This window comes from Thermogymnomonas acidicola JCM 13583, from assembly GCF_001316105.1.
Lineage (GTDB): Archaea > Thermoplasmatota > Thermoplasmata > Thermoplasmatales > Thermoplasmataceae > Thermogymnomonas > Thermogymnomonas acidicola.
Map to the genome: position 1 here is coordinate 18,068 of NZ_BBCP01000013.1, position 19,402 is coordinate 37,469.

The 19,402-nt window shown below is 57.7% G+C and carries 29 protein-coding genes, 1 tRNA gene and 3 pseudogenes; 14 read left to right on the forward strand and 19 right to left on the reverse strand.

Features of this window, described 5'->3' with window-relative positions; translation table 11 throughout:
• Positions 1-99 precede the first annotated feature (99 nt).
• The 8 genes from JCM13583_RS13195 (at position 100) to JCM13583_RS10400 (ending at position 4,119) form a co-directional block, all read left to right on the forward strand.
• Positions 100-363 carry a hypothetical protein gene (locus JCM13583_RS13195; protein ID WP_162509799.1) on the forward strand — a complete coding sequence of 88 codons (264 nt, stop codon included), beginning with the start codon at positions 100-102 and terminating at the stop codon, positions 361-363.
• Complete coding sequence (locus JCM13583_RS13200) at positions 305-997, forward strand: MFS transporter (RefSeq protein ID WP_171823600.1); 693 nt, start codon at positions 305-307, stop codon at positions 995-997. The genes JCM13583_RS13195 and JCM13583_RS13200 overlap by 59 nt, the downstream gene beginning before the upstream one ends.
• Entirely contained in the window at positions 943-1,368 is a 426-nt protein-coding gene (locus JCM13583_RS14255) for an MFS transporter (protein WP_171823591.1), read from the forward strand. Before JCM13583_RS13200 ends, JCM13583_RS14255 begins: the two co-directional genes overlap by 55 nt.
• Before the next feature lie 267 nt (positions 1,369-1,635).
• Complete coding sequence (locus tag JCM13583_RS10380; RefSeq protein WP_075057636.1) at positions 1,636-1,947, forward strand: APC family permease; 312 nt, start codon at positions 1,636-1,638, stop codon at positions 1,945-1,947.
• A 50-nt stretch (positions 1,948-1,997) separates the two neighbouring features.
• The gene (locus tag JCM13583_RS10385) at positions 1,998-2,162 is read left to right on the forward strand and encodes a hypothetical protein (protein ID WP_171823601.1); all 165 of its coding nucleotides are present in this window, start codon (positions 1,998-2,000) and stop codon (positions 2,160-2,162) included.
• Positions 2,163-2,179: 17 nt separating this feature from the next.
• Positions 2,180-2,617: an amino acid permease gene (locus JCM13583_RS10390; RefSeq protein ID WP_075057638.1), complete on the forward strand. Its 438-nt coding sequence runs from the start codon at positions 2,180-2,182 to the stop codon at positions 2,615-2,617.
• On the forward strand, positions 2,557-3,363 hold the full coding sequence (locus tag JCM13583_RS10395; protein ID WP_162509801.1) for an amino acid permease: 807 nt from the start codon (positions 2,557-2,559) through the stop codon (positions 3,361-3,363). The genes JCM13583_RS10390 and JCM13583_RS10395 overlap by 61 nt, the downstream gene beginning before the upstream one ends.
• A 183-nt stretch (positions 3,364-3,546) precedes the next feature.
• Positions 3,547-4,119 carry an adenosylcobinamide amidohydrolase gene (locus JCM13583_RS10400; protein ID WP_162509802.1) on the forward strand — a complete coding sequence of 191 codons (573 nt, stop codon included), beginning with the start codon at positions 3,547-3,549 and terminating at the stop codon, positions 4,117-4,119.
• Between the two features lie 171 nt (positions 4,120-4,290).
• Here JCM13583_RS10400 and JCM13583_RS10405 read toward each other — a convergent pair whose 3' ends face one another.
• From JCM13583_RS10405 to JCM13583_RS10425, 6 genes are all read right to left on the reverse strand, one after another.
• Positions 4,291-4,617, reverse strand: coding sequence for a hypothetical protein (locus tag JCM13583_RS10405; RefSeq protein ID WP_075057640.1), 327 nt, complete (start codon positions 4,615-4,617; stop codon positions 4,291-4,293).
• Positions 4,618-4,628: 11 nt separating this feature from the next.
• The gene (locus JCM13583_RS10410; protein ID WP_075057641.1) at positions 4,629-5,000 is read right to left on the reverse strand and encodes a hypothetical protein; all 372 of its coding nucleotides are present in this window, start codon (positions 4,998-5,000) and stop codon (positions 4,629-4,631) included.
• Between the two features lie 68 nt (positions 5,001-5,068).
• On the reverse strand, positions 5,069-5,539 hold the full coding sequence (locus tag JCM13583_RS13210; RefSeq protein ID WP_162509803.1) for a hypothetical protein: 471 nt from the start codon (positions 5,537-5,539) through the stop codon (positions 5,069-5,071).
• A 9-nt stretch (positions 5,540-5,548) separates the two neighbouring features.
• The gene (locus JCM13583_RS13215) at positions 5,549-5,818 is read right to left on the reverse strand and encodes an ATP-binding cassette domain-containing protein (protein WP_162509804.1); all 270 of its coding nucleotides are present in this window, start codon (positions 5,816-5,818) and stop codon (positions 5,549-5,551) included.
• An 89-nt stretch (positions 5,819-5,907) separates the two neighbouring features.
• Entirely contained in the window at positions 5,908-6,192 is a 285-nt protein-coding gene (locus JCM13583_RS13220; RefSeq protein WP_162509805.1) for a hypothetical protein, read from the reverse strand.
• 898 nt (positions 6,193-7,090) lie between these two features.
• Positions 7,091-7,178: transfer RNA gene (locus JCM13583_RS10425), tRNA-Leu, on the reverse strand.
• 543 nt (positions 7,179-7,721) lie between these two features.
• Between JCM13583_RS10425 and JCM13583_RS10430 the strand changes: the two genes are divergently transcribed.
• A complete protein-coding gene (locus tag JCM13583_RS10430) occupies positions 7,722-8,360 on the forward strand; it encodes a hypothetical protein (protein ID WP_075057643.1) in 639 nt (212 codons plus the stop codon).
• 50 nt (positions 8,361-8,410) lie between these two features.
• On the opposite strand, the pseudogene JCM13583_RS10435 reads toward JCM13583_RS10430, so the two are convergent.
• From JCM13583_RS10435 to JCM13583_RS10445, 3 genes and pseudogenes are all read right to left on the reverse strand, one after another.
• Positions 8,411-8,779: pseudogene (locus JCM13583_RS10435) on the reverse strand (endonuclease V); the annotation flags it as partial.
• Entirely contained in the window at positions 8,740-9,030 is a 291-nt protein-coding gene (locus JCM13583_RS10440) for an endonuclease V (RefSeq protein WP_075057645.1), read from the reverse strand. The pseudogene JCM13583_RS10435 and the gene JCM13583_RS10440, both read right to left, overlap by 40 nt.
• Before the next feature lie 86 nt (positions 9,031-9,116).
• Positions 9,117-9,343: pseudogene (locus JCM13583_RS10445) on the reverse strand (MGMT family protein).
• 83 nt (positions 9,344-9,426) lie between these two features.
• On the opposite strand from JCM13583_RS10445, the gene JCM13583_RS10450 reads away from it, so the two are divergent.
• The 3 genes from JCM13583_RS10450 (at position 9,427) to JCM13583_RS10460 (ending at position 10,833) form a co-directional block, all read left to right on the forward strand.
• Positions 9,427-9,711: a hypothetical protein gene (locus JCM13583_RS10450; protein WP_171823602.1), complete on the forward strand. Its 285-nt coding sequence runs from the start codon at positions 9,427-9,429 to the stop codon at positions 9,709-9,711.
• Positions 9,712-9,820: 109 nt separating this feature from the next.
• The gene (locus JCM13583_RS10455; RefSeq protein ID WP_075057647.1) at positions 9,821-10,192 is read left to right on the forward strand and encodes an alpha/beta hydrolase; all 372 of its coding nucleotides are present in this window, start codon (positions 9,821-9,823) and stop codon (positions 10,190-10,192) included.
• A 2-nt stretch (positions 10,193-10,194) separates the two neighbouring features.
• On the forward strand, positions 10,195-10,833 hold the full coding sequence (locus JCM13583_RS10460) for a hypothetical protein (RefSeq protein WP_162509806.1): 639 nt from the start codon (positions 10,195-10,197) through the stop codon (positions 10,831-10,833).
• 21 nt (positions 10,834-10,854) lie between these two features.
• Here the strand turns inward: JCM13583_RS10460 and JCM13583_RS10465 are convergent, their stop codons facing one another.
• From JCM13583_RS10465 to JCM13583_RS10485, 5 genes are read right to left on the reverse strand one after another with little or no spacing between them, the layout of a single operon-like run.
• Positions 10,855-11,274, reverse strand: a complete 420-nt coding sequence (locus JCM13583_RS10465) for a hypothetical protein (protein ID WP_075057648.1) — start codon at positions 11,272-11,274, stop codon at positions 10,855-10,857.
• On the reverse strand, positions 11,232-11,537 hold the full coding sequence (locus tag JCM13583_RS10470; protein ID WP_075057649.1) for a hypothetical protein: 306 nt from the start codon (positions 11,535-11,537) through the stop codon (positions 11,232-11,234). Before JCM13583_RS10470 ends, JCM13583_RS10465 begins: the two co-directional genes overlap by 43 nt.
• On the reverse strand, positions 11,534-11,764 hold the full coding sequence (locus tag JCM13583_RS10475) for a hypothetical protein (RefSeq protein ID WP_075057650.1): 231 nt from the start codon (positions 11,762-11,764) through the stop codon (positions 11,534-11,536). The genes JCM13583_RS10470 and JCM13583_RS10475 overlap by 4 nt, the downstream gene beginning before the upstream one ends.
• On the reverse strand, positions 11,715-12,080 hold the full coding sequence (locus JCM13583_RS10480; protein ID WP_075057651.1) for an MFS transporter: 366 nt from the start codon (positions 12,078-12,080) through the stop codon (positions 11,715-11,717). The genes JCM13583_RS10475 and JCM13583_RS10480 overlap by 50 nt, the downstream gene beginning before the upstream one ends.
• Positions 12,077-12,919 (reverse strand): hypothetical protein, encoded by an 843-nt coding sequence (locus JCM13583_RS10485; RefSeq protein WP_162509807.1) that lies wholly within the window; start codon positions 12,917-12,919, stop codon positions 12,077-12,079. The genes JCM13583_RS10480 and JCM13583_RS10485 overlap by 4 nt, the downstream gene beginning before the upstream one ends.
• A gap of 2 nt (positions 12,920-12,921) precedes the next feature.
• On the opposite strand from JCM13583_RS10485, the gene JCM13583_RS10490 reads away from it, so the two are divergent.
• Together JCM13583_RS10490 and JCM13583_RS10495 are read left to right on the forward strand one after the other, a co-directional pair.
• Positions 12,922-13,485, forward strand: coding sequence for a hypothetical protein (locus tag JCM13583_RS10490; RefSeq protein WP_075057653.1), 564 nt, complete (start codon positions 12,922-12,924; stop codon positions 13,483-13,485).
• On the forward strand, positions 13,452-13,898 hold the full coding sequence (locus JCM13583_RS10495; protein ID WP_162509808.1) for a hypothetical protein: 447 nt from the start codon (positions 13,452-13,454) through the stop codon (positions 13,896-13,898). The genes JCM13583_RS10490 and JCM13583_RS10495 overlap by 34 nt, the downstream gene beginning before the upstream one ends.
• On the opposite strand, the pseudogene JCM13583_RS10500 reads toward JCM13583_RS10495, so the two are convergent.
• From JCM13583_RS10500 to JCM13583_RS10510, 5 genes and pseudogenes are all read right to left on the reverse strand, one after another.
• A pseudogene (locus tag JCM13583_RS10500) lies at positions 13,891-15,854 on the reverse strand (bifunctional aldolase/short-chain dehydrogenase). The gene JCM13583_RS10495 and the pseudogene JCM13583_RS10500 overlap by 8 nt on opposite strands.
• Positions 15,855-15,940: 86 nt before the next feature.
• Complete coding sequence (locus JCM13583_RS13225; protein WP_162509809.1) at positions 15,941-16,585, reverse strand: class I tRNA ligase family protein; 645 nt, start codon at positions 16,583-16,585, stop codon at positions 15,941-15,943.
• 26 nt (positions 16,586-16,611) lie between these two features.
• The gene (locus JCM13583_RS13230) at positions 16,612-17,379 is read right to left on the reverse strand and encodes a class I tRNA ligase family protein (RefSeq protein ID WP_162509810.1); all 768 of its coding nucleotides are present in this window, start codon (positions 17,377-17,379) and stop codon (positions 16,612-16,614) included.
• Between the two features lie 195 nt (positions 17,380-17,574).
• A complete protein-coding gene (locus tag JCM13583_RS13235) occupies positions 17,575-18,684 on the reverse strand; it encodes a class I tRNA ligase family protein (RefSeq protein ID WP_171823603.1) in 1,110 nt (369 codons plus the stop codon).
• A gap of 5 nt (positions 18,685-18,689) precedes the next feature.
• Positions 18,690-19,238: an arginine decarboxylase, pyruvoyl-dependent gene (locus tag JCM13583_RS10510; protein WP_075057655.1), complete on the reverse strand. Its 549-nt coding sequence runs from the start codon at positions 19,236-19,238 to the stop codon at positions 18,690-18,692.
• Between the last annotated feature and the right edge of the window lie 164 nt (positions 19,239-19,402).

Sequence of the window (19,402 nt, forward strand, 5' to 3'; positions counted from 1 at the left end):
GAATATTTTTTTTAAGGTCCTCGCTCTTTCATTTACTTTATTTGAGTATCTTCCCGGAAAGTGTGAAACTTTTTAACATTATATGTGATATGGTCTGACATGGAGAACAGGGTCCTTCTGGGCCTCCAGAGGGCTGAAACGGTCAGGCAGGCGGCAGGAGAGAGCCTGAGGAAGTTTGTCCTGATCTCGATAATTGCTGGCCTTCCAGCTTTCCTGGAGGCATTTGACAGCGAGATCTACTCCTTCGGGTCCACATACATTGTGCCATCCCTGACGGGGCCACCATTCCTCACCATAGCTGATAGTGACTGGATATGCGGTGGGCATTGCTGTCTTCAGCCTTGTGGGAGGCTTCGCCTTTGACAGGTTCTCTGTGAAGAGCACCATATTGATTTCCGTTGCGGTCTTTTCAGCTGCCACGTTCGCGACCGGGTTCGTAACCAACACGCCTGAACTCTTCGCCTCCAGGTTCGTTGTCGGGATAGGCGTTGGCATGTTCCAGCCCGCGGGTGTCTCACTGCTTGGCGACCTCTTCTTCGAGACCAGGGGGGGAAAAGCCGTCTCAGTGTGGGCGACGTTTTTCGGAGTGGGCCTCTTTACCAGCCCGTATACAATCTCTCCCTTCCTCCCGGCCTTCAGGGTGCCCTTCGAGATCTCTGGAGTCCTTGCCGTCATAATCCTTGCACTGATCTACCTCTTCATCCCAGCAACATTCAAGAAGGTAGAGAGGGCCAGTGGCACAGGGTTCAGAGGGATATTCAACAGGAACGTGGTCCTCCTTTCTGTATCCATATTCTTCTTCGGCATAGCCCTCTTTGCCGGCTACATAGGTTACTTCTCAGACTACCTGATAAACGGGCTCCACTTCACGCACTCTTCAGCTGCCGTCATTGCCTCTTCTGCGGGCTTGGCGGCTTCATATGCGCCTTCCCCATCGGCTTCGTGGCCGACAGGGTCGGGAGGAAGTACATGGTGGTACTCACATCCGCCCTGGTAGCCGCCGGTTCTGCTGGCATGTTCCTTCTCACAACCAGCTACTCCGGCCTCATAGCCTCCACGTTCATCTTTGGCGCCGGCTGGGGGGGTGTTTACGTTGACATCCTCGTCGCCCTGGGCCAGGACTCTGTCAGCGACACGGTAGTAGGTGCTGTGACAGGGTTCCTGTTCTTCATATTCAACGTCGGCACGATAATTGGAGGCCCCCTGTACGGTGCCCTCCTGGGCAGCAACCACTTCAGGCTCGCCTCTACCGTGAGCGTTGTCATACCAACACTGATAGCCTTAATAGTGGTGCTGTTCACAAGGAGCGTGACGAGGAGCAACATCGAGGAGAGGCCAAAGTTTCTCTCGTCCCCTAGCGATAGATGAGCCTAAAGCGTGCTTATTTCCAGGGGGGGGCCTAGCCATATTCCTCTATTTCTATTTAATTTAGAGACCAAAATTCAATGACCACCTTAACGTGATAGGCGTTATCAATTATCCTGAACAGCGCTGACATGCCAGCATCCGCTTTCCCGACAAGGCATGATAGCCACAACATGCATTTGATCCACCGTAGTGTATAAGCTAATGAATAATTTTTAAGGAAATCCTTAAATACTCACACTACGTATTGCTGCCTTGGGTGTTGTCTGATTGACAGATGCCTCCGTAACGAGTGATAGGGACAGGTTACTTGAGCAGAACAAGCTGAAGAGGGGGGGCATGAGGCTGCGTGACCTCTATTTTGCGGGCCTCACTGCCGTGATAGGTTCCGGGTGGCTCTTCGGGAGCTTCGAGACCGCTTCCGTGGCTGGACCGGCGTCCATAATCTCGTGGATAATAGGCGGTATCTTCATCCTGATCATCGCACTGACATGGTCGGAGATATCCACGTCGGTGCCGATTGCAGGTGGTGCTGCCAGGTATGCCAACTATACCCACGGGGGGGGATCGCAGCTTCCATAATAGCATGGAGCACAATACTGACTTACATAGCGGTGCCCGCGGTTGAGGCCGTGGCAGTGATACAGATACTCCAGGGAGCGATCTCATACTACGCACCTACCTCTACCTTCGTTCTCGTGAACAGCGCAGGCCTTCCTTCAGCATACGGCGTCCTGATCGCTGGAGTGTTCTCCCTGGCCTTCTTCTATGTCAACTACATAGGCCTGACCGGCTGATAAAGACAAACTTTGCAATGACGATATGGAAGCTGATTGTGCCACCCGCTGCGGTCATAGCCATACTGGTTGTGGGCTTCTCACACGGCTTCACGGCGAACCTGTCAACGCCTTCCTTCGCTCCTTTCGGATACGGCCCGATCTTCACAGCCCTGCCAACGACTGGCGTTATATTCGCTTACCTCGGCTTCAGGCAGCCTGTGGAGATGGCCGCTGAGGCGAAATCGCCCGGTAGGGACATATGGAGGGCCCTTGTCGGTGTCACACTGACCGGCATAGCCATATACACGCTCCTCGAGGTAGCATTCCTGGGCGCTTCGCCTGGAACAGCAGTACCTTCGGTACGTCCGGCGTTGGAGTCGGCCAGTGGTCCGGCCTCACCACAAGCCTGCCCATGTACACGTTCCCGTTCTTCTATGAGGCTGTGGGTCTCGGCCTGGGCGCCCTGGGCATAGTCCTGGTCATAGACGGCGTTGTTAGCCCCACGGGGGGGACGCTGAGCCAGTACATGGGGGGGTCCACCTCAAGGGTCATGTACGGGACCGCCAAAGAGGGCTACCTGGGGGGGAGCTCATTCTTCAGGGTCCACCCCAAGTACAGGGTGCCTGTGGTCGGCATAATAACGACTTTCATAGTGACCATAGTGCTCCTGGTCATAGCGGCAATCGGGTACCTAGTATCGAGCGTAGGCGGTGCGTGGTCAGCCCTGACCTCCATAGTGACCACCACAGGCGTGTTCTCATACATAATCGGGCCCGTGGCGCTGGTCATATTCAGGAGGGCCCACAAGGACCTAAAGAGGCCCTTCGTCCTTCCAGGTGGATTCGCCCTCTCGCTGGTGGCCTTCATCGTTTCCGCCCTCATGATATACTGGGGGGGCGCAGGTGGCCTGATATCGAGCAGTGACCCGTATGGCGGGTACATACTGCTCATCATAATCCTGGCTGGCTTCCTCCTATACGGTTACGCAAAGGACAAGAACTTCAGCAGGGACATAAAGTCAGGCGCATGGGTCATAGTCCTGCTCCTGTTCAACATAGTCCTCCTGTACGTTGGCGAGTACCAGAGGAACTACCTGAAGCTGCCGTGGGACTGGGTCGCAGAGATCGTTGTTGCCATAGGCCTGTTCTTCTGGCTTACTACTCAGCGGTGCCACAGGAGGAGACAAAGGCTGCCATCGAAAGGGGGGGCATCAGCCTGACGGAGAGCGCCGACTGAGGGCGCCCCCAGTTCTTTAAAAACCAACATTTTTATCCTGGCCGCAAAGACCAGAGGTTTTAGATATAGGGTGGTGGGAGAGGGATTACCTTGACAGACAGTGGTCTGGAGGATGTCCCAGTATTCCGGAGGCTGAACATTTTAAGGTGCCTGTGGCTCTCCCAGCATGCACCTCGTGCACTTCTCACTGGACCGGACATACACCGTGCTGTCCTCCGCCCTCTACCCGGACGGAGTGGCTAATGTTGACAGGATAGTGCTGGCGCTTGTGAATGAGGACTACGACAGCTTGACGCCACTGGAGGATGTAATGTCCGTGTGCGACTGTTCCAGGTCACTGGTCTTCATGACCGCGGCGAGGAAGTACTGTATGAGGGACTTCGGGGGGGACTTCCTTCTCTTCATGAGCGCGGGCATAGGGAGGAGCGGTGAACACGCGGGGGGGAGGACGGTAAACATTGCTGTGATGCTGAGGATGAGGGCCAGGCTCAATGCCATGGTGGACATGGTCAGGACAGTAACGGAAGCAAAGTGCTCATACCTGATGCGTTTCGGCCTAACCGGTACCGCAAGCGATGCCACGGCAGTTGGCGTATCGGAGGGGAGGGAAGAGACCTTCCTGGGGGCCTTCCACAGAGGTGGGCATGGCGGTCGCGCGTGCGGTCATCGGACTGCTCGACGAACTGCTCTCGCACGAACTCTCTGGACGGAAGAGCCCATGAGGGTGACACAGGACTGAGCCCATGTGTGCGGCCAAACGCATACACGTCCATGCGGACGCCCGGGCAATGCTAAACTCTCCCGCAGGAGGGGGGGCCGGGAGGTGAGGTGTGCAGGTGGCCCTGTAGCGGTCATCGACCCATGCGCCAGAGGAGGTAGGTGGCATTCAGTCCAGTCCCTTTGTTGTGCCCTAGGGCTTGAACTCCTGGCGCTGGAATGCGAAAAAGTAAGCGGCAAGCATCACCACCGCAAGGGCGAATGCTGTCAGGAGGCCTGCCAGGGGGGGCCCAACGCTCACTGCACCCACCCTGTGGTACTGTAAGCTTGCCAGTGGGGCGAGGGAGTAGAGCACCATGCCCATCGGCACCCCCCCAGAAGATATTCCAAGGCTGGCATAGTTCTCTATCAGGACCACCGCGGCTATGGGCACGAACAGGACTAAGAACATGCTTACCACAAACGCGGTCAGCTGTGAGCCGGATAGCAATGCCAGGATGGAGAAGGAGGCGCACACCATGATCGATGCTCCTACAGGGACAAACAGTGGGGGGTGTTTTTCGTTGCTATGAGGAGTATTGCCTCAGCCACAGTGAAGGGGGGGATAAGGCCAGTACAGAGGGCCACGAGCTTCGATAGGGCGGTGCGCCTCCAGCTCCTCAGAAGAGATATCTCAAAGACAGTTGTGAGCATGTTCCGGCTCAGTTGGGATCCCACTATAAGCACAACGAAGGGGATGAGTAGCATCTGCGAAGGCACGGAGAACTCCCCCCCAGCATCCTTCAGGTATGCCAGTGCGTAGGCCTGTGCTAGCACCGCCAGGGACACCACGGGCACGTATACCGGGGGGGGTGGGAAGAGGCCCTTCAGGTACCACCTAACTGAGGCGCCCAGACTGACCATATATCCTCCTCGCCCCCGACTTCCTGAAGCCAAGTATCTTGCCCTCACTCATGAGGGCTGAAAGGTACTCAGGGCTTGACCTGACAAGCATATGCACCGTACCTGAAGAGGCATTCCATCTGGACACTCTCTGCGCTGCTCAGGTAGACCTCGAATATGTCCGATGCGAAGAGGTCCGTGACCGTGCCACTCCATACCGTCCTCCCGCTGTCGAGTATCACTATGTAGTCAGCCAGTGTCTCCGCTTCCTCAGGCACATGCGTTGAGAATATAAGGTCCCTTTTTATACGCTGCATGTAGCTTATTATCCTTCCGCTCCTCGATATGTCGATGTGCGTGAAGGCCTCGTCAGCTATCACGAGCCCCCCCATGTCCCGGGAGAGTGCGGCCAGGAGCATAACAAGCTGTTCCTGGCCAGACGAGAGGCCATAGAGGCTCTCCTCGTAGAACTCTTCGAGGCCTAGGATGCCCATGACTTCATCCAGGTCAGGGGCTACATCTTTCATGCCCCCCCTTGTGAAATCCACGAATTCCCTCACCTTCATCCTTTAAGATAGCCTGGGCTTCTCAAAGATGAATGAAAAGGACCTGAGTGCCTTCTCCCTTTCCCTGTACGGCTCGAAGCCGTTGATCTCCAGGGACCCGCTGGTTGGCCTCAGGAGGCCGGCTATTATGGACAGTGCGGTGGTCTTTCCGCTGCCGTTGTGGCCCAGGAAGCAGAGTCGCTCTGCAGTAACATCGATGTCCAGGCTGTCAAGGGCCTTCCTTTTACCGTCGAATGACTTCGTCAGGCGTCTGGCCCTGACGGAGAAGGCCAAGGGTCAGGCCACCCTCCTGTATATGTAGATCCCAAGGACAGCCACGGAGAGCAGCAGTATGACGTGAGTGGGAATACAAAGTTGAAACCTTATAGTATCCAGCCGGGCCAGTCCTGTGCCGGGACTGCATTTCCGTACCCGATGTTCAGGATCAGCATGACAGCCCTCTGCATGGCACTACTGTTGAAGCCAAAGTCCGGGAACACGGACGCAAGGAGGTTTATGCTCGAGTTCACCGTGGGCGGGCCCAGTGAGGCCAGGAGGTACGAAATGACCATCTGGTGTCCGAAGTGCACATAGCTTATCTCGAGGAGCGAATAGCTCACGTTGCCGAAGTAGTAGTCCGGAAATCCCAGGTAACCGCCTGGGGCCATATTCTGTGGAGAGGTGGACAGTGAGAAATTTGTGATTGTGCTGTTCACCTGGTTTCCTCTCGGGAAGAGTAGGCCGATAATGGGGTACTGGGCCGCAGTAAGATTGCCTGAATATTCAGAGACCTGCACAATGCTGGGTCCATAGAACGGGACACCGGGAAGCAGGTTGCCATTGAAGCCTGATTTTGCTCCTGGAGGGGATAGGATCTCGTACGGCTTGGAATCGACATGGTAGTAACCTTTCCCCATGACCGTCACATTCAGTGTAACTCCATAGGAGTAAGGTGTGCTGTTACCCCCCGAACACCAGCCCGAAGGTACCGTAGTACTCCAGAGATACGCCTGGAGAGAAGGTATCTCTGTACTCCTTGTGCATATAGGTACCGAAAGTGTATGTTGATACGGGGGGGATTAGGTTAATCACTATCCCTATGATTACAAGTGCTACAACCAGAAAAGTTAATCTTTTTATAAACTTCACCTAGAGGAAGGAAGGATTTTTTATTAAATTTGTTCACCAAAGACAGCATCCGATCAAGGCCTCGCTCCCCCCCCAAGATGAGATTCTCCAGGCCCGCTTCACCTGGAGGCACTGGTGCAGGTCAAAGATGTATCAGTCACATTTCCGCGTCTCCTCAGGAGGAGTGCCCCCCCATTGTGAACTCTTCCCTGCGCAGTGCACACCCGGTCGGAGAAACAGGAATGGGCGGGTCAGAGACTGGAAAGCCTGCTCCCTCTGACCTAACATTTTAAAGCGGTGGTGTGGAAAGGTCAGAAATTACTGGTTCCACAATTAAATGTAGCATGCGGTGTGTGAGGAGGGGGGGCTGTATTTCGCGCTTTCGGGATGCTGTAGCGAGATGCTACAGTTACTCACATACCACACACCAAAGAACCATGCGGAGGGCCGGATTTGAACCGGCGAACCCCCCCTACGGGAATGGACCCTGAATCCATCGCCTTTAACCTGGCTCGACAACCTCCGCTCCAGTCCTGCAATAGTTAACAGTTTATTAAGAATTACTCCGGCGGTGTGCCTAACATGTTAGGGGAATGCTAGAAGTTGGTACACTCCATGCAGTCCTGTGTTCTCCCCCCCGTCTGTCATTTTCCTGGAACTCACCGATGCCTGCGACTACTCCTGCAGGCACTGCAGGGCCTCCGCCACCCTGAGTCCGTCTCCAGATACCATGGGGGCACGAGAAGTTCGAGTGGCTGGCCAGGGACATAAGGAGAACATTCGGCACAGGCATGGCCGTTGTCATCACGGGAGGCAACTTCCTAATGGCAGACTCGTTCGAAAGCGTCATAGGTGCCTGCAGGCACGAGGGGGGGCTGAGGGTTGCCGTGAGCCCCCCCGGCATCCCGGCTTCTTGAACCGGCCCTGAACACGCTCGTTTCCCTGGGCGTTTCGTCACTCTCCCTGAGCCTCGATGGCGGCAGGCCCGCAACCCACGACTGGCTCCGGAACATGAAGGGGGAGCTTCACTTCCACCCTCAGGTATATCGAACTTGCAAAGGATGCAGGTATGAGGGTCCAGGTGAACACGGTCGTCCATGGGGGCAACGTGGCAGAACTGCCCCCCCTCGTTCTACAGGTCCTAAGGGAGAAAGGCGTGGACGTGTGGGAGGTCTTCTTCCTCATCAGGACAGGTAGGGGCACAGGTGTCCCGCAGATAAGCATGGAAGAGTACCTGGACACAGTGCTGTGGCTCTCGGAGGTTGGGAGACCCCCCCTGGTCAGAACCGTGGAGGGCCCTCTCTACAGGGCTGTCAAGGCGAACAGGGATGCATTCAGGCGGATGGCAGGGAAGACCTATCGCCACCTCCGTGAGACGTCGGCTGCACTTGGCATAGAGATTGGCCCCCCCAGCCCAGGGCAGGTGGGCACACACCCGCATGGTGGGACGCTCTTCATATCACACAGCGGCGATGTTTACCCTTCAGGCCTCGCCAGGGTCAGGCTAGGCAGTGTCATGGAAGAGGACCTCGGCACCGTGGTAAGCAGGTCGGAAATGTACCTGCCGCCCGAGGTTTCGTCCCACCTCAGGGGGGGTAGGTGTGCGTCCTGCCGCTTCAGGTATCTCTGCGGCGGGTCAAGGGCAAGGGCGCTCACTGAGACCGGAGACTATTTCGGCGAAGACCCCCTCTGCCCGGTGGTGCTGTGAAGACCGACTGCTCCCTGCAGGTTTCCCCTGACCCTGCTCTGGGAAAACAGTCAGTGCGCGTTCCCCCCCTGGCCCTCCTGCTCTCCCTGCTCCTTGCCCTCACGAAGATGGCGCTCTCCTCCGCCATGGGCAAGTTCAGAAAGCCTAAGGGAGTTCGCTTCCCTGTGCGCCATGGTGAGGAGCATGGGGTAGAGGTGCCTGTTCGGAAGTAATCTCACTATACCAACAGCGTCCTCCAGTGATACCCTGTGGCCAGGGCTCACTATGCAGTGCCTGCCCAGGACCCTGGCCACTGGCCTCCCACCCACAATCACGTTCTGGCCCTCCACCTGGCCCATGAGGAGGGACTTGGCCACACCAATTGTCGGTATACCTAGTTCTACCCCCCCTGCCTGGCTTGCGAAGCCGAACCCGGAGGGTGGAGCACACCGTTCCCGTCTATCAGGAGGACGCCGTCGATATCCCTTACGACCTCCCTGATGGCCGGGAACTCGCGGTAGAAGAGGTAGCCGGGTATGTAGGGAAAACGCACCCTAGCCACCGCTGTCCTCACATGCACCTCGCTGCCCCTCTGGACAACCGCTGCGGCGAACGCCTCATCCCCCCCGTGGTATGAGACGTCCACAGCGGCCACGTCGTTCCCGGTTATATCTGTTTCAAGGGAGAGCATGGCCCTTTTCCTTTTCTGCTCCTCCCTGAGCCTCCGGAGCGGGTGGTCTGTATGGAAGTCAGTGAAGAGGACATTCTCGAACCCGACTATCCTCTCCCCCCCTCCACCCTTATGCCATCGTTTTCAAGCCTCCTCACCTTCTCCTGCGTGCCGAGCGGGTGCGTGTATTTGCCAACCTTGCCGTCGGAGTGCACAACCCTGTAGCACGGCACATTCTCAGGGTCGGGGTTGACAGAGAGCATGTACCCTACTGCCCTCGCAGCCGCCATGTCCCCCCCAGTGCCTCTGCCAGGGCACCGTAAGTCGTCACCATGCCCCCCCTGGGCACCTGTGAGACGAGGTCATAGAAGACGGAGTAAAGGTCCACTGCTATGGATGACAGGGCACGATATAAGGGTGAGGAAAAGGATAAACCATGAAAGCATACTGTCAGGGATGTCAGGAACAGTTGTAGAGAAGAAGGAGATCAGGCTTCACGGCAGGAAGGTCGTCTACAGGGCCTCGCAGCCGGCAGCCAATAGGGGGGGAATAGTGGTGCTGCTTCACGGGTATTCCTTCAACTCCGCCATATGGGATGGTTCCGGTGTCTTCTCCGCCCTGAACTCTGTGGGCCTGGGGGGGCTGTGGCGCCTGACTACCCGGGCTTCGGAGAATCTGAGGAAATCCAGGAGTTCAAGGTAGAGCGGGGGGGAGACCTGAAAGCGTCCGGGGGGGCCTTCATTGAGGAGTTCTCAGACGCTCTAGGCCTTGAAAGGTACCACCTGCTAGGTGCGTCCATGGGGGGGGTGGCATGGCCCTTCTCACCGCGCTCATGCATCCCCCCCATGAGGTCTTGTCCGTGGTTGCGGCCGCGCCTGCATGGGTCAAGGACAGGGAAAGGGAGATGGAACGCATACAGTGTCCCGTACTCCTCATATGGGGGTCCGCGGACAGCGTTGTCCCACTGCAGGACGGTGTGGCATACAGCAGGAGGATAAAGGGCTGCAAACTTGAGGTCATCCAGGGTGCAGGACACCCCCCCTCATACCTGGACGCACCTGAGAGGTTCGCGGAGGTGCTGAAGGCTTCTACTCCACCCTGGTCAGCAGGCAGAAGCCCACCACAGAGTGAAACAGCAGGGATAGGTATGGACACCGCCATATTCCTGGGCGCCTCGGGATAACGGTGCTGGAAATGTCTGAGGCCGCCGCGGTATCCGTGATCATGTCCTCGGAATCTGGGGGGGATAAAAGGCCCTATGCGGGCACGGCGCTCGGTGTAATCACAGTCATGGTGCCCACGTTCCTCATCGGCTCCTACATATCGAGGCTGCCACTGCTCTACGTGCGCCTGTTCTCCGCAACCCTCCTCCTCTACTTCGGCATAAGGCTCGCCAGGAGTGCAAGGAGGTCAATCATATACCAGAGAAAGGGTTTCCCGCAGAAGGATGAGGAGAAGACAGCGGGCCTGTGGGCCGCATCATATTCGGTGGGCCTGGTGGAGGCGTTCGAGGCTGCGATAGTCCTTGTTGCGCTGGCACCCCCCCAGGGCATCGTGTCAACACTTTACGGCATGCTTGCTGGGGGGGTGGCTGCCACGCTGGTCGGTGCCTACATCCTAAAGTCCCAGGTCAGGAAAATGAAGCAGGCCGCCATGAAGTCCGTGGTTTCTGCTCTCCTTCTCTCCTTCTCCGCCTTCTGGTACACGGAGAGCTTCAGGCCCACCAGCGACCTCTTCCTCCTCCCTGCGTTCGCCATCTTCCTTGTTGCGGTCTATGCGTACGGCAACCACGGGATCGGGAAGGAGAGCGCGGCCGGCCACTGAACGACCGGGGTGCCGTTGGTATCACCCTATCCTCCCTCCGCCCGCCTCCACTGGCCCAGGCGCTGAGCTCACCCTTCCCCACCAGGCAAGGAGAGGCAGGGCCGCAAAGGATATGGCCGCCATGGAGAGCCATGCCGGTGTGTAGCCGGACAGGGCATCCACGTATGTGAACGCGAAGGGGGGGAAGGCAATGCTCAGGACCTGCTGCATGAAGTTCACGAAGGCCAGAGAGAATGAGACCATGGACCTGTCATGAACGAAGAAAGCAGCTATTGCATAGAGGATGGAGAAGCCGTCCACGGTGAGCATGCCCATGGCGACCAGGGAGAGCGACACTGCGTATATGTTCCTTAGAAGGGCCACAGCCACGAGGAGCGCGCCGGTCAGGACAAGTACCGCTATGAATGTGCCCATCTTCCTCCTGGTCCTCTGGAACTGCATGCCCCCCCCACCAGGCCACCTATGAAGCCCAGGAAGAGGAAGAGTGAACTCACGGTGCCTGCGGTGGCGGTTCCTGAGTGCAGCCCGGTCTCCAGGTAGTACACCATGAACTGCCCCGTGATCGTCTCGGCCACCATCGGGGCTATCCCGGCCACAGGCACTATCCAAAGGTACCTTGAGGCCACCACCCTCTTCAGGTTCGACGAGAGCGCCCTTCCAACTGACCTGTGCTCACTGACGCCCATGAGGGCCACATAGCTCACCGCCCCCCCAGTGCCAGTGCCAGCGCTCCGCCCAGGGACATTGTGATCCTCCAGCTCATGATCCTGTCCAGGTATGCCCAGCCCAGTACCCCCCCGGTGCCAGCACCGATGTTGAAGGCCCCCCCGTTGTAAATCCCCCCCACATGAACAGTGTACCTGTCTCTGGGGGGGACTATCTCAGAGAGCGAGCCCAGTGCCGGGGGGGAGAAGAAGAATGCAGAGCCCATGCCCGCAAAGAACCTGGATGCGAAGAGTTCGGGGGAGGTCCTGCGATAGGCCCGTGACTATTGATGCCAGGCCAAGTATGCTTATGCCCAGGGTGGCAGTGAGCCTGTTCCCCCCCAGCCTGGATGCCAGGATACCGCCCAGGAGCTGGAAGGTCGCAAGGCCAATGTAGAAGCCCGTTGTCATAAGGCCAAGCTGCGGTATGCTCAGGTCCAGCTGCCTGGATATGTAAATGAGTGCAGGAGATATATCGAACCAGTTAAGAGCGTACACTGCCCTTGCGGTGTGGATGGCCGCGGCCCTGAGGGACGCCCTCATTGCCCACCGACCGCCCTGTCAGCCATGCCCTTCCACAGCGAGGCCCTCACGCTGTGCTTCCTGTAACTCTCCAGTGCGCCCTCGAGCTTGGAGCGCTTCACGGTGTGCCTGAACTGCACACCCTCGTACTCTATGTCCACCAGGACAAGGTATTCAGGCTCAGCCAGGAAGCGGTTCCTGCCCTGGAGGCTGAACGGTTCCGGCACTTCTTCGCTTTCGACGTAATGCAGAGCGAAGCCCATTATTGACCTTATCTGGTGCCATATGAAGCTCTGGGCATAGAAGTCCACAGTGACAGTGTCTCCATCGCTCATGACCTCTATCCTGTCGATCCTCCTCACTGTGTTCCGGCGGTCAGCCTTGGCAAAGTTCCGGAAGTCATGGGTGCCCTGGAACATAGACAGTATCCTCTCCAGCCTCTCCGCATTAATATTATTTCCTGTGATGTGGTACCTGTACTGCTTCATTTTGCAGTGCCTTGGGTTGAAGCCCTCGGCCACCCGGGCGTAGGCATAGAAGAGCATGTCCTCTATCGAAGCGTTCAGGTAAGAGAGGATGTCCTCCGGGTCCCTTTCGCTCGATACTGTGAAGGCGTTCCCCCCCAGTGCAGAGACGAGCCTGTCGGTCCTGGCCGCACTCCTGATCCTCTGGAACACTCCCAGCTCGGCCAGGTGCTTCTCTATTGTCCCCCCCTCAATGCTCCTATCCCCCCCGTTACCCCCCTCTGGAAGCCGGTGTATCCCGAAGCGTCGTAGGCGAACTTGATGAGGTAGTTGGGGGGATGTCCACCTGACCGGGATCTGGAGATAGGATAAAAAGCCAGTTGCGCTTAACTCCAAGCGTGATAACTGTAGCCGGGCTTGGTGTGGCAGGTTCTTACCTCCTCAGGCGCCTCCACATGGAGGGGGGGTTCAGTGCTGAGGGATACGACCCCAAGCCGCCGGGATACTACATACCCTGCGGTTACGCCGTTAATTTCAACCTCTTCAGGGACTACTGCCGTATGGCCGGGCTAGAGCCTGACAACTACCTGCTTTCATCTGGCCGGAGGGTTGTCATGGAGAACTCCTCCGGCCTCTCGATGGAGTTCAGGAACGTGGGCCTTAGCACCATAGAGAAGAACAGCTTCGAGAGGGACCTGGTGGAGGGCCTGAGGGTGCACAGGGAGAGGGCTAAGGCTGGGGGGGACGAGGTCACGGTGGACGCCACAGGCATCTCACGGTCCATCATCGGCCATGCCAGGGACGACTTCCGCATGCAGACCCTTGAGTACCTGGCGGACAGCGGCCTCTCGGATGCCTTCCTCTTCCACTACTTCCCCCCCCGTGCATCGGGCTACCTCTGGTCGTTCCCGCTGGCAGGCACTTCCATGTGGGCTCGGGCACCTCAGACCCTGTTTTGCTGAGGCAGTCCCTCTCCACTTTCAGTGGCCATGTCATGAGAAAGGTTGGCAGGGCGATCAGGCTCAGGCCGCTCTTCAGGGAGATTGTGAGCGGCACCATAGTGGCAGTTGGCGAGGCCGCAGGGCTCGTTTCACCCATCACCGGCGAGGGCATACTGCCCGCACTGGAGAGCGCCGAGATCCTGGTGCAGTGCCTGAAGAGGTACGATGGGGGGGATGAGGCCCTCATGGCTTACAGGAAAAGGGTAGAGGGGCACTTCTTGAGGTACGTTAAGCTGAGCAGGCTGCAGCGGGACTTTGCATCGAAACCGAGTGTGAGGGACGTCCTCTACCTCAGGGCAGCAAAGGAAGACCTGGTGCACTTTGGCATAGGGGTGAGTGCACTCCGCATGCTCCTCTCCCTCGCACTCACATGACCCCCCCGCCGTCCACCGGTATCATCGCGTCTGTGGTGACCCCCCCGAAGGTACTCTCGTCCAGGAGGGCGAGGAGGACGTTCGCCACATGCTCTGGGAGCACCTCCCTGTGGAGCAGGTTCTGCGTCTTGTACTCCTCCACGGTCTGGCCCTTGGCCTTTGCCCTGGCCTCTAACACGCCGTTCTCCCAGATCTTCGAGCCCCCCCTGAAGACCTTGTCCGGGTTTATTATGTTGGCCCTGATGCCGTACCTGCCGCCTTCCCTGGCCACATAGTGGCATATGTGGGCCGCGAAGGCCTTTGTTGAGCCGTATGCCGCCATACCTGGGCCCGGGTGTGTGAGGTTCTTGGTTATGTTGAACACTATGTTACCGCCAATGCCCTGCTGCTTCATGACCTTGAAGGCCTCCCTTGCAACTAGGAACATGGCCCTGGCGTTGACCTGGTAGTGCCTGTCCATGTCCTCCACCGTTATCTCATCTATGGGTGCGCTCTTCAGTATGCCAGCGTTGTTGAACACCGCGTCTATGCCCCGTAGTTCGAAACGATGAACCTGAACATCTCCTCTATCTCCTGGGGCTTCGAGAGGTCGACCCTGTAGGGCACCACATAGCCCTGTGTCTCAGCCGAAAGATTCCTGGCCACATCGTCAATGCTGCTGTCCAGGTCGCAGGCCACCACAAGGGCACCCGCCCCCCCGGCTAGCTTCCTGGCGGCCTCAAGGCCAATGCCACTGGCGGCACCTGTGACTAACGCAACCGATCCCTGGAGCATCTTCGGCCTGTACTTCCTGAGCTTTGCCTCCTCCAGGGGCCAGTACTCCATGGCGTACGCCTCCTCCCTGCTGATGAACCTGTGCCCCCCCGCCAGCTTCTCTGCCCTCGAGTTCACCAGTATGCTGTGCACCACCTGGTCCCTCACTATCCTGGCCTCCTTCAGGCTCGTACCTGCGGTGATTATGCCGAACCCGCGCACAACAATGGCAGTCGGGTACGGATCGTGCATGGGATACCCCCCCTTCACGTACCTCTGCCACTCCTCCCTGTACCTGGAGGCGAATGCATCCACCGAGCCCGGGATCTCACCGGGATCCCTGATGTACAGGTAGTCGTACTTGGTCCTTATGAGCATGTCCGGGGTCGCCGGGCCCGAGTGCTCGAAGGCCTCTGCCTGCCTGCTCCTTGAGATCCTCACCGCCTCTTCCGACCTGTCAACGAACAGGACCTTCTTGCTGGACCTGGAAAGGGAGCCCCCCCTCAGTGGGTAGTGCTGCCAGGAACGGCTGCGGGTCAGCCTCCCCCCCGTGCACTACTTCGAGGGGGTCTTTGCCCACCCTTTCCTCCAGGTACTTCTCCGCCTCGTCCACAATCTCAATGTGCCTCCTGTAGCTCTCCTCCGCAGTGGAGCCGAAGGTGAAGAGGCCATGCCTGGAGAGTATGATGCCCCCCCTGACGGAACTCGACATGTTCTCGACCAGTGGCAGCAGGGCCCTGGCGAGCCTGAAGCCCGGCGGTATGTAAGGAACCACTAGGACGTTACTGAATATGCCCTCCACATCCCTTTCGCTGAGGTTCGTGTTCGTTATTGACAGTATCGCGTCGGCGTGGGAGTGGTCTACGAACCTGTGCGGTATGAAGGCATGGAGGAACGTCTCCACAGACGGGGACGGCTCAGAGGGATCGAGCATGCTCTTCCTCAGGTAGTCCATCATCTCCTCATCGGTCATCGATTCCCTCTTCCTGGCAAGGAGGAGGTCTTCCATCCTGAGGCCTGTGAAGCCACTCTCTTCTATGGACGCCAGGTCGGAACCGCTCCCCCCCTTCACCCTGAGCACATAGACCTCCCTGCCAGCGTGGTCGACCTCATACCTCTTCAGGGATGTGTTGCCGCCCCCCCGTGCAGCACGAGATCCGGATCAGAACCTATGAGCCTGGAGGTGTAGACCCTCGCTTCCATCTCGTCCCTGAACTGCCTGGGAGACCACTTTGACTGCATGCCGCAGTATCCCTCCGCCTCTTAAAAATGAGATCATTCCTCTAGCACTATGGCCGGCTCCCTGGCCACGGGTTCTTGCCCCCCCTGGGACTCAGGTCCCTTACCGTTACCACAACCTCAGTGCTGAAGAGGCCCTCCAGGTACTTCCTGTTCCTCTCAAGCACAGCCGCCTCGTCTATTGAGAGGAGCGATATGTTCTTCCTGTTCTTCATGAAGTCTGGAATGAAAGACCTTTCCTCCCTGTCCAGCTCGTTCTGCCTTCCTGAGAGGATCATCTCCGCTATCCTCCTGGCCCTCTGTGAGTGGCAGCCTATCACTATCCTCTTGGGTTTAAGGGATGTTGCCTTCAGTATGGAGCGTATGTCCTCCACAACCCTGTCAAGGTAATCCTCAGATTCTATTGTGCCCCCCCAGTCTATCCTGCCGTCTATTTCCACATCGATCCTCTCAGTGCTCACAAAGGAGTCCTTAACGAGCCTGTGCCAGTACTCCTCGCAGGTATGCGGTATGGCAGGCATCATGCAGATGAGCCAGTCTCTCAGCACCTTGCCGAGGCCCCCCCTGTTCACGTCCCCCCCGCCCCCCCTGGTCTGGTAGCGCCTTATGTCGTTCAGAACCTCGTAGAATATCTGGACATACGCGTTCCTGATCGAGTACTGTTCCATGCTATCTATGAAGGCCCTCATGTGCATGTAAAACCTCGAAACGAACCACCTGTCTATGTCCTCCTCCCCCCCTCCGTGGGCCTGAAGTTCTCCATGAGGTCCACGAACATCTCGTACTTCTTCCTCAGCGCGGATACATCAGTCTCGTTCCAGTCCAGGTTCGTGGATATGTCCGCGTTGACGGCCACGTAAAGCCTGTAGATGTCCGCAGAGTACTTCCTGGAGATTGTAAGGAGGGAGACCACGTTCCCCTTGCTCTTCGATATCTTGGCACCGTTAGAGACGACAAGGCCCGTTATTATCAGGCCCTTCGGCAGGTCCCTGCCCCCCCTGAAGAGCGCAGAGTGGTTCATGATGTAGAATGCCAGGTGGTTGGAGAGGTGCGGGAAGGCTGTTAGCCTTATGTCCACACCGTACCAGTACTCGCGCTGCTCCCTGGCCCTCCTCGCCAGCTCGATGACCCTGCTATCATACCTGCTCCCATCTATGCCGGAATAGCCATAGATGTAGTCCATGAGGTCGTACGGCACGGAGCCCAGGATCTCCCTTATCTGAACCAGTTCCCTGATGTTCGTGTAGACTATCGGGTATATGGTGGAATCGGAGAGAGATTCAATGACCCACCTCTCATCGAACGGCAACCTGGTGCCCAGGCCACGCCTCCTGGCGCACGGCCTCTCCCGGAGCCAGTCCACGGCCTCGTGCATGAGCTTCGCATAGTATTCCGGGACGTACAGCATCGAGTCTATGAGCCTGTGGGACGCCTCCTTCCACTCCGGGACAGAGTAGTCTATGAACCACTGGTCCTGGAGCACTGCCACGACGACCTTGGACCCTGACCTTGTCTCGGCCTTCCTTGACGTCTCGTAAACGATTATTGCGGAGCCAGATGAGAGAAGCCTCTCCCCTGACCCTTTCCCTTGCCTCTTTCACCGGGAGCCCGGAGAACTCGCCGCAGTTTTCTAGCATCTTACCGTTGTAGAACTCGTCCCTGTACAGGCGCTGTGTGGCCTCCCTCAGCTTGTCGGCCTCGGATATGCCCGTAACGTGCATCTCCGTTTCCAGTGATTCCACAGTGGCGCTTCCCTCCGGCACCGATATGATCTTGATCGGGCCCATGTCAGCCCCGGACTCCCTGAGCGCAACGTGGTCCCATATGGAGTGGCCAGGCACCGAGTAAACAATGCCAGTGCCGTTGTCGGGGGGGTCAACGAAGGCAGATTCAAGCACCGGGACCTCCCTGCCGTGATGGGTACCCTGAAGCTCGCACCCATGACCTCGGCCTTCTCCACAGGCCTGATCACCCTGGCACCCCTGTACTGGTAGCCCAGCTTCTCCGAGGCCTCCCTGGAGACCACGACCCTTCTGCCTTCAAGTTCCATCAGCACGTACTGCGCTGAGGGCGAGATCCAGAGGTTCGTTATCCCGAATATCGTCTCCGGCCTGAGCGAAGCGGCAACGATGTCGAAGTCCCTGCCACTGAATATCACTCCTGTGAACTCCTCTATCGTTACCTTGTCCACATCACCGTCCGCTATGTCGTCTTCGCCCACCGCGTTCTCGTCCCTGACGCTGTAAAGTACCGGGTGGCTCCCCTGCTTTATGTAGCCCATGGAGTTGAGCTTCTCGAACTGCCACTTGACAAAGTCCTGGTAAACCTCGTCCGCTGACGTGAAGCGCCTTGTCCAGTCGATGGAGTAGCCGAGGGCGGAGAAGTCGTTCACTATCGCGTTAGAGAAATAGTCCGCTATGGCCTTCGGGTCCTGGAATTTCTCGAGCAGTTCAGGTATCCTTCCCTCATCCTCGTACTCCCTCAGGTATGATATGTACTGCTCCTCGATCTTCTTCTCCCTGTTCCTTAGCCGCTCTGAGAATGCGATTATGGGCGTCCCGCTCTGGTGGAACGCCATGGGGGGGAAAAGCACGTTGAAACCCCTGGTCCTCTTGTACCTCGCGATTATGTCTGCCAGAGTGTATGTCCTGCCGTGGCCGACATGGAGCGAGCCATTGGTGTATGGCCACGGGACGGTTATCAGGAACTTCGGCCTGCTGGCATCCACATGTGGCTCGAACAGCCTGGCCTCGGCCCACTTCCTCTGCCACTTCCTCTCAATCTCCGGGTCCATACGCATCACACTATGAGCACAGCCGCAGCTACTGTGGTCGTCCACTCGCCATTGCGGAGCACCACGGCATTAGAAGCAATGTGGCTCGTCTTGAGTATCTTGTCCTCCAGGGAGTACTCCTCCTTCTCCTCATCCCACACCAGCTTGTCCTTCATGCCCATGGTGCTGGCCAGCATTTCAGCAGCTAGCTTCTCCGCGTACCTGCCAGCCATGTTCTCCGTCTCACCGAAGCTGTGGTGCTCGCTGAGGTATCCCCCCCACCTGCTCCTGTCCCTGGGTATGGCGAGCCCTATGGCCGAGGAGACCATCCTGTTCAGTTCGTCGGATGAGTTCCTGGCCAGGACGGTGAATATTATCTGCCCAGGGCTGAGCATCTTCAGGCCCTCCTCCCGAGGCACAACCTCGGCATAAGGAGGGAAGATTGAGCTTATGCTCACCAGGTTGAACTGTGCTATTCCCGCATCCCTCAGGGCCTCCTCGAAGGATTGCAGCTGGCTGCTGCTCCTTCCCACGCCCCTTGTGAAGAAGACCTTTTTCGGGACAAAGTCATTCATCTGCACCTGAATGTGCTTATAGGTTAAGTTTTTCGTGATGGAGGTCTCCCTTTTGCGGTGAGTGGCGGGGGGGCTAGGATCCGAGCATGCCTGCACACGGCGTGACAGTAAAACTGCTGTCAATGATTTCAGGACACAGGAGACCAGTTAAGGCCAGTGGGCGC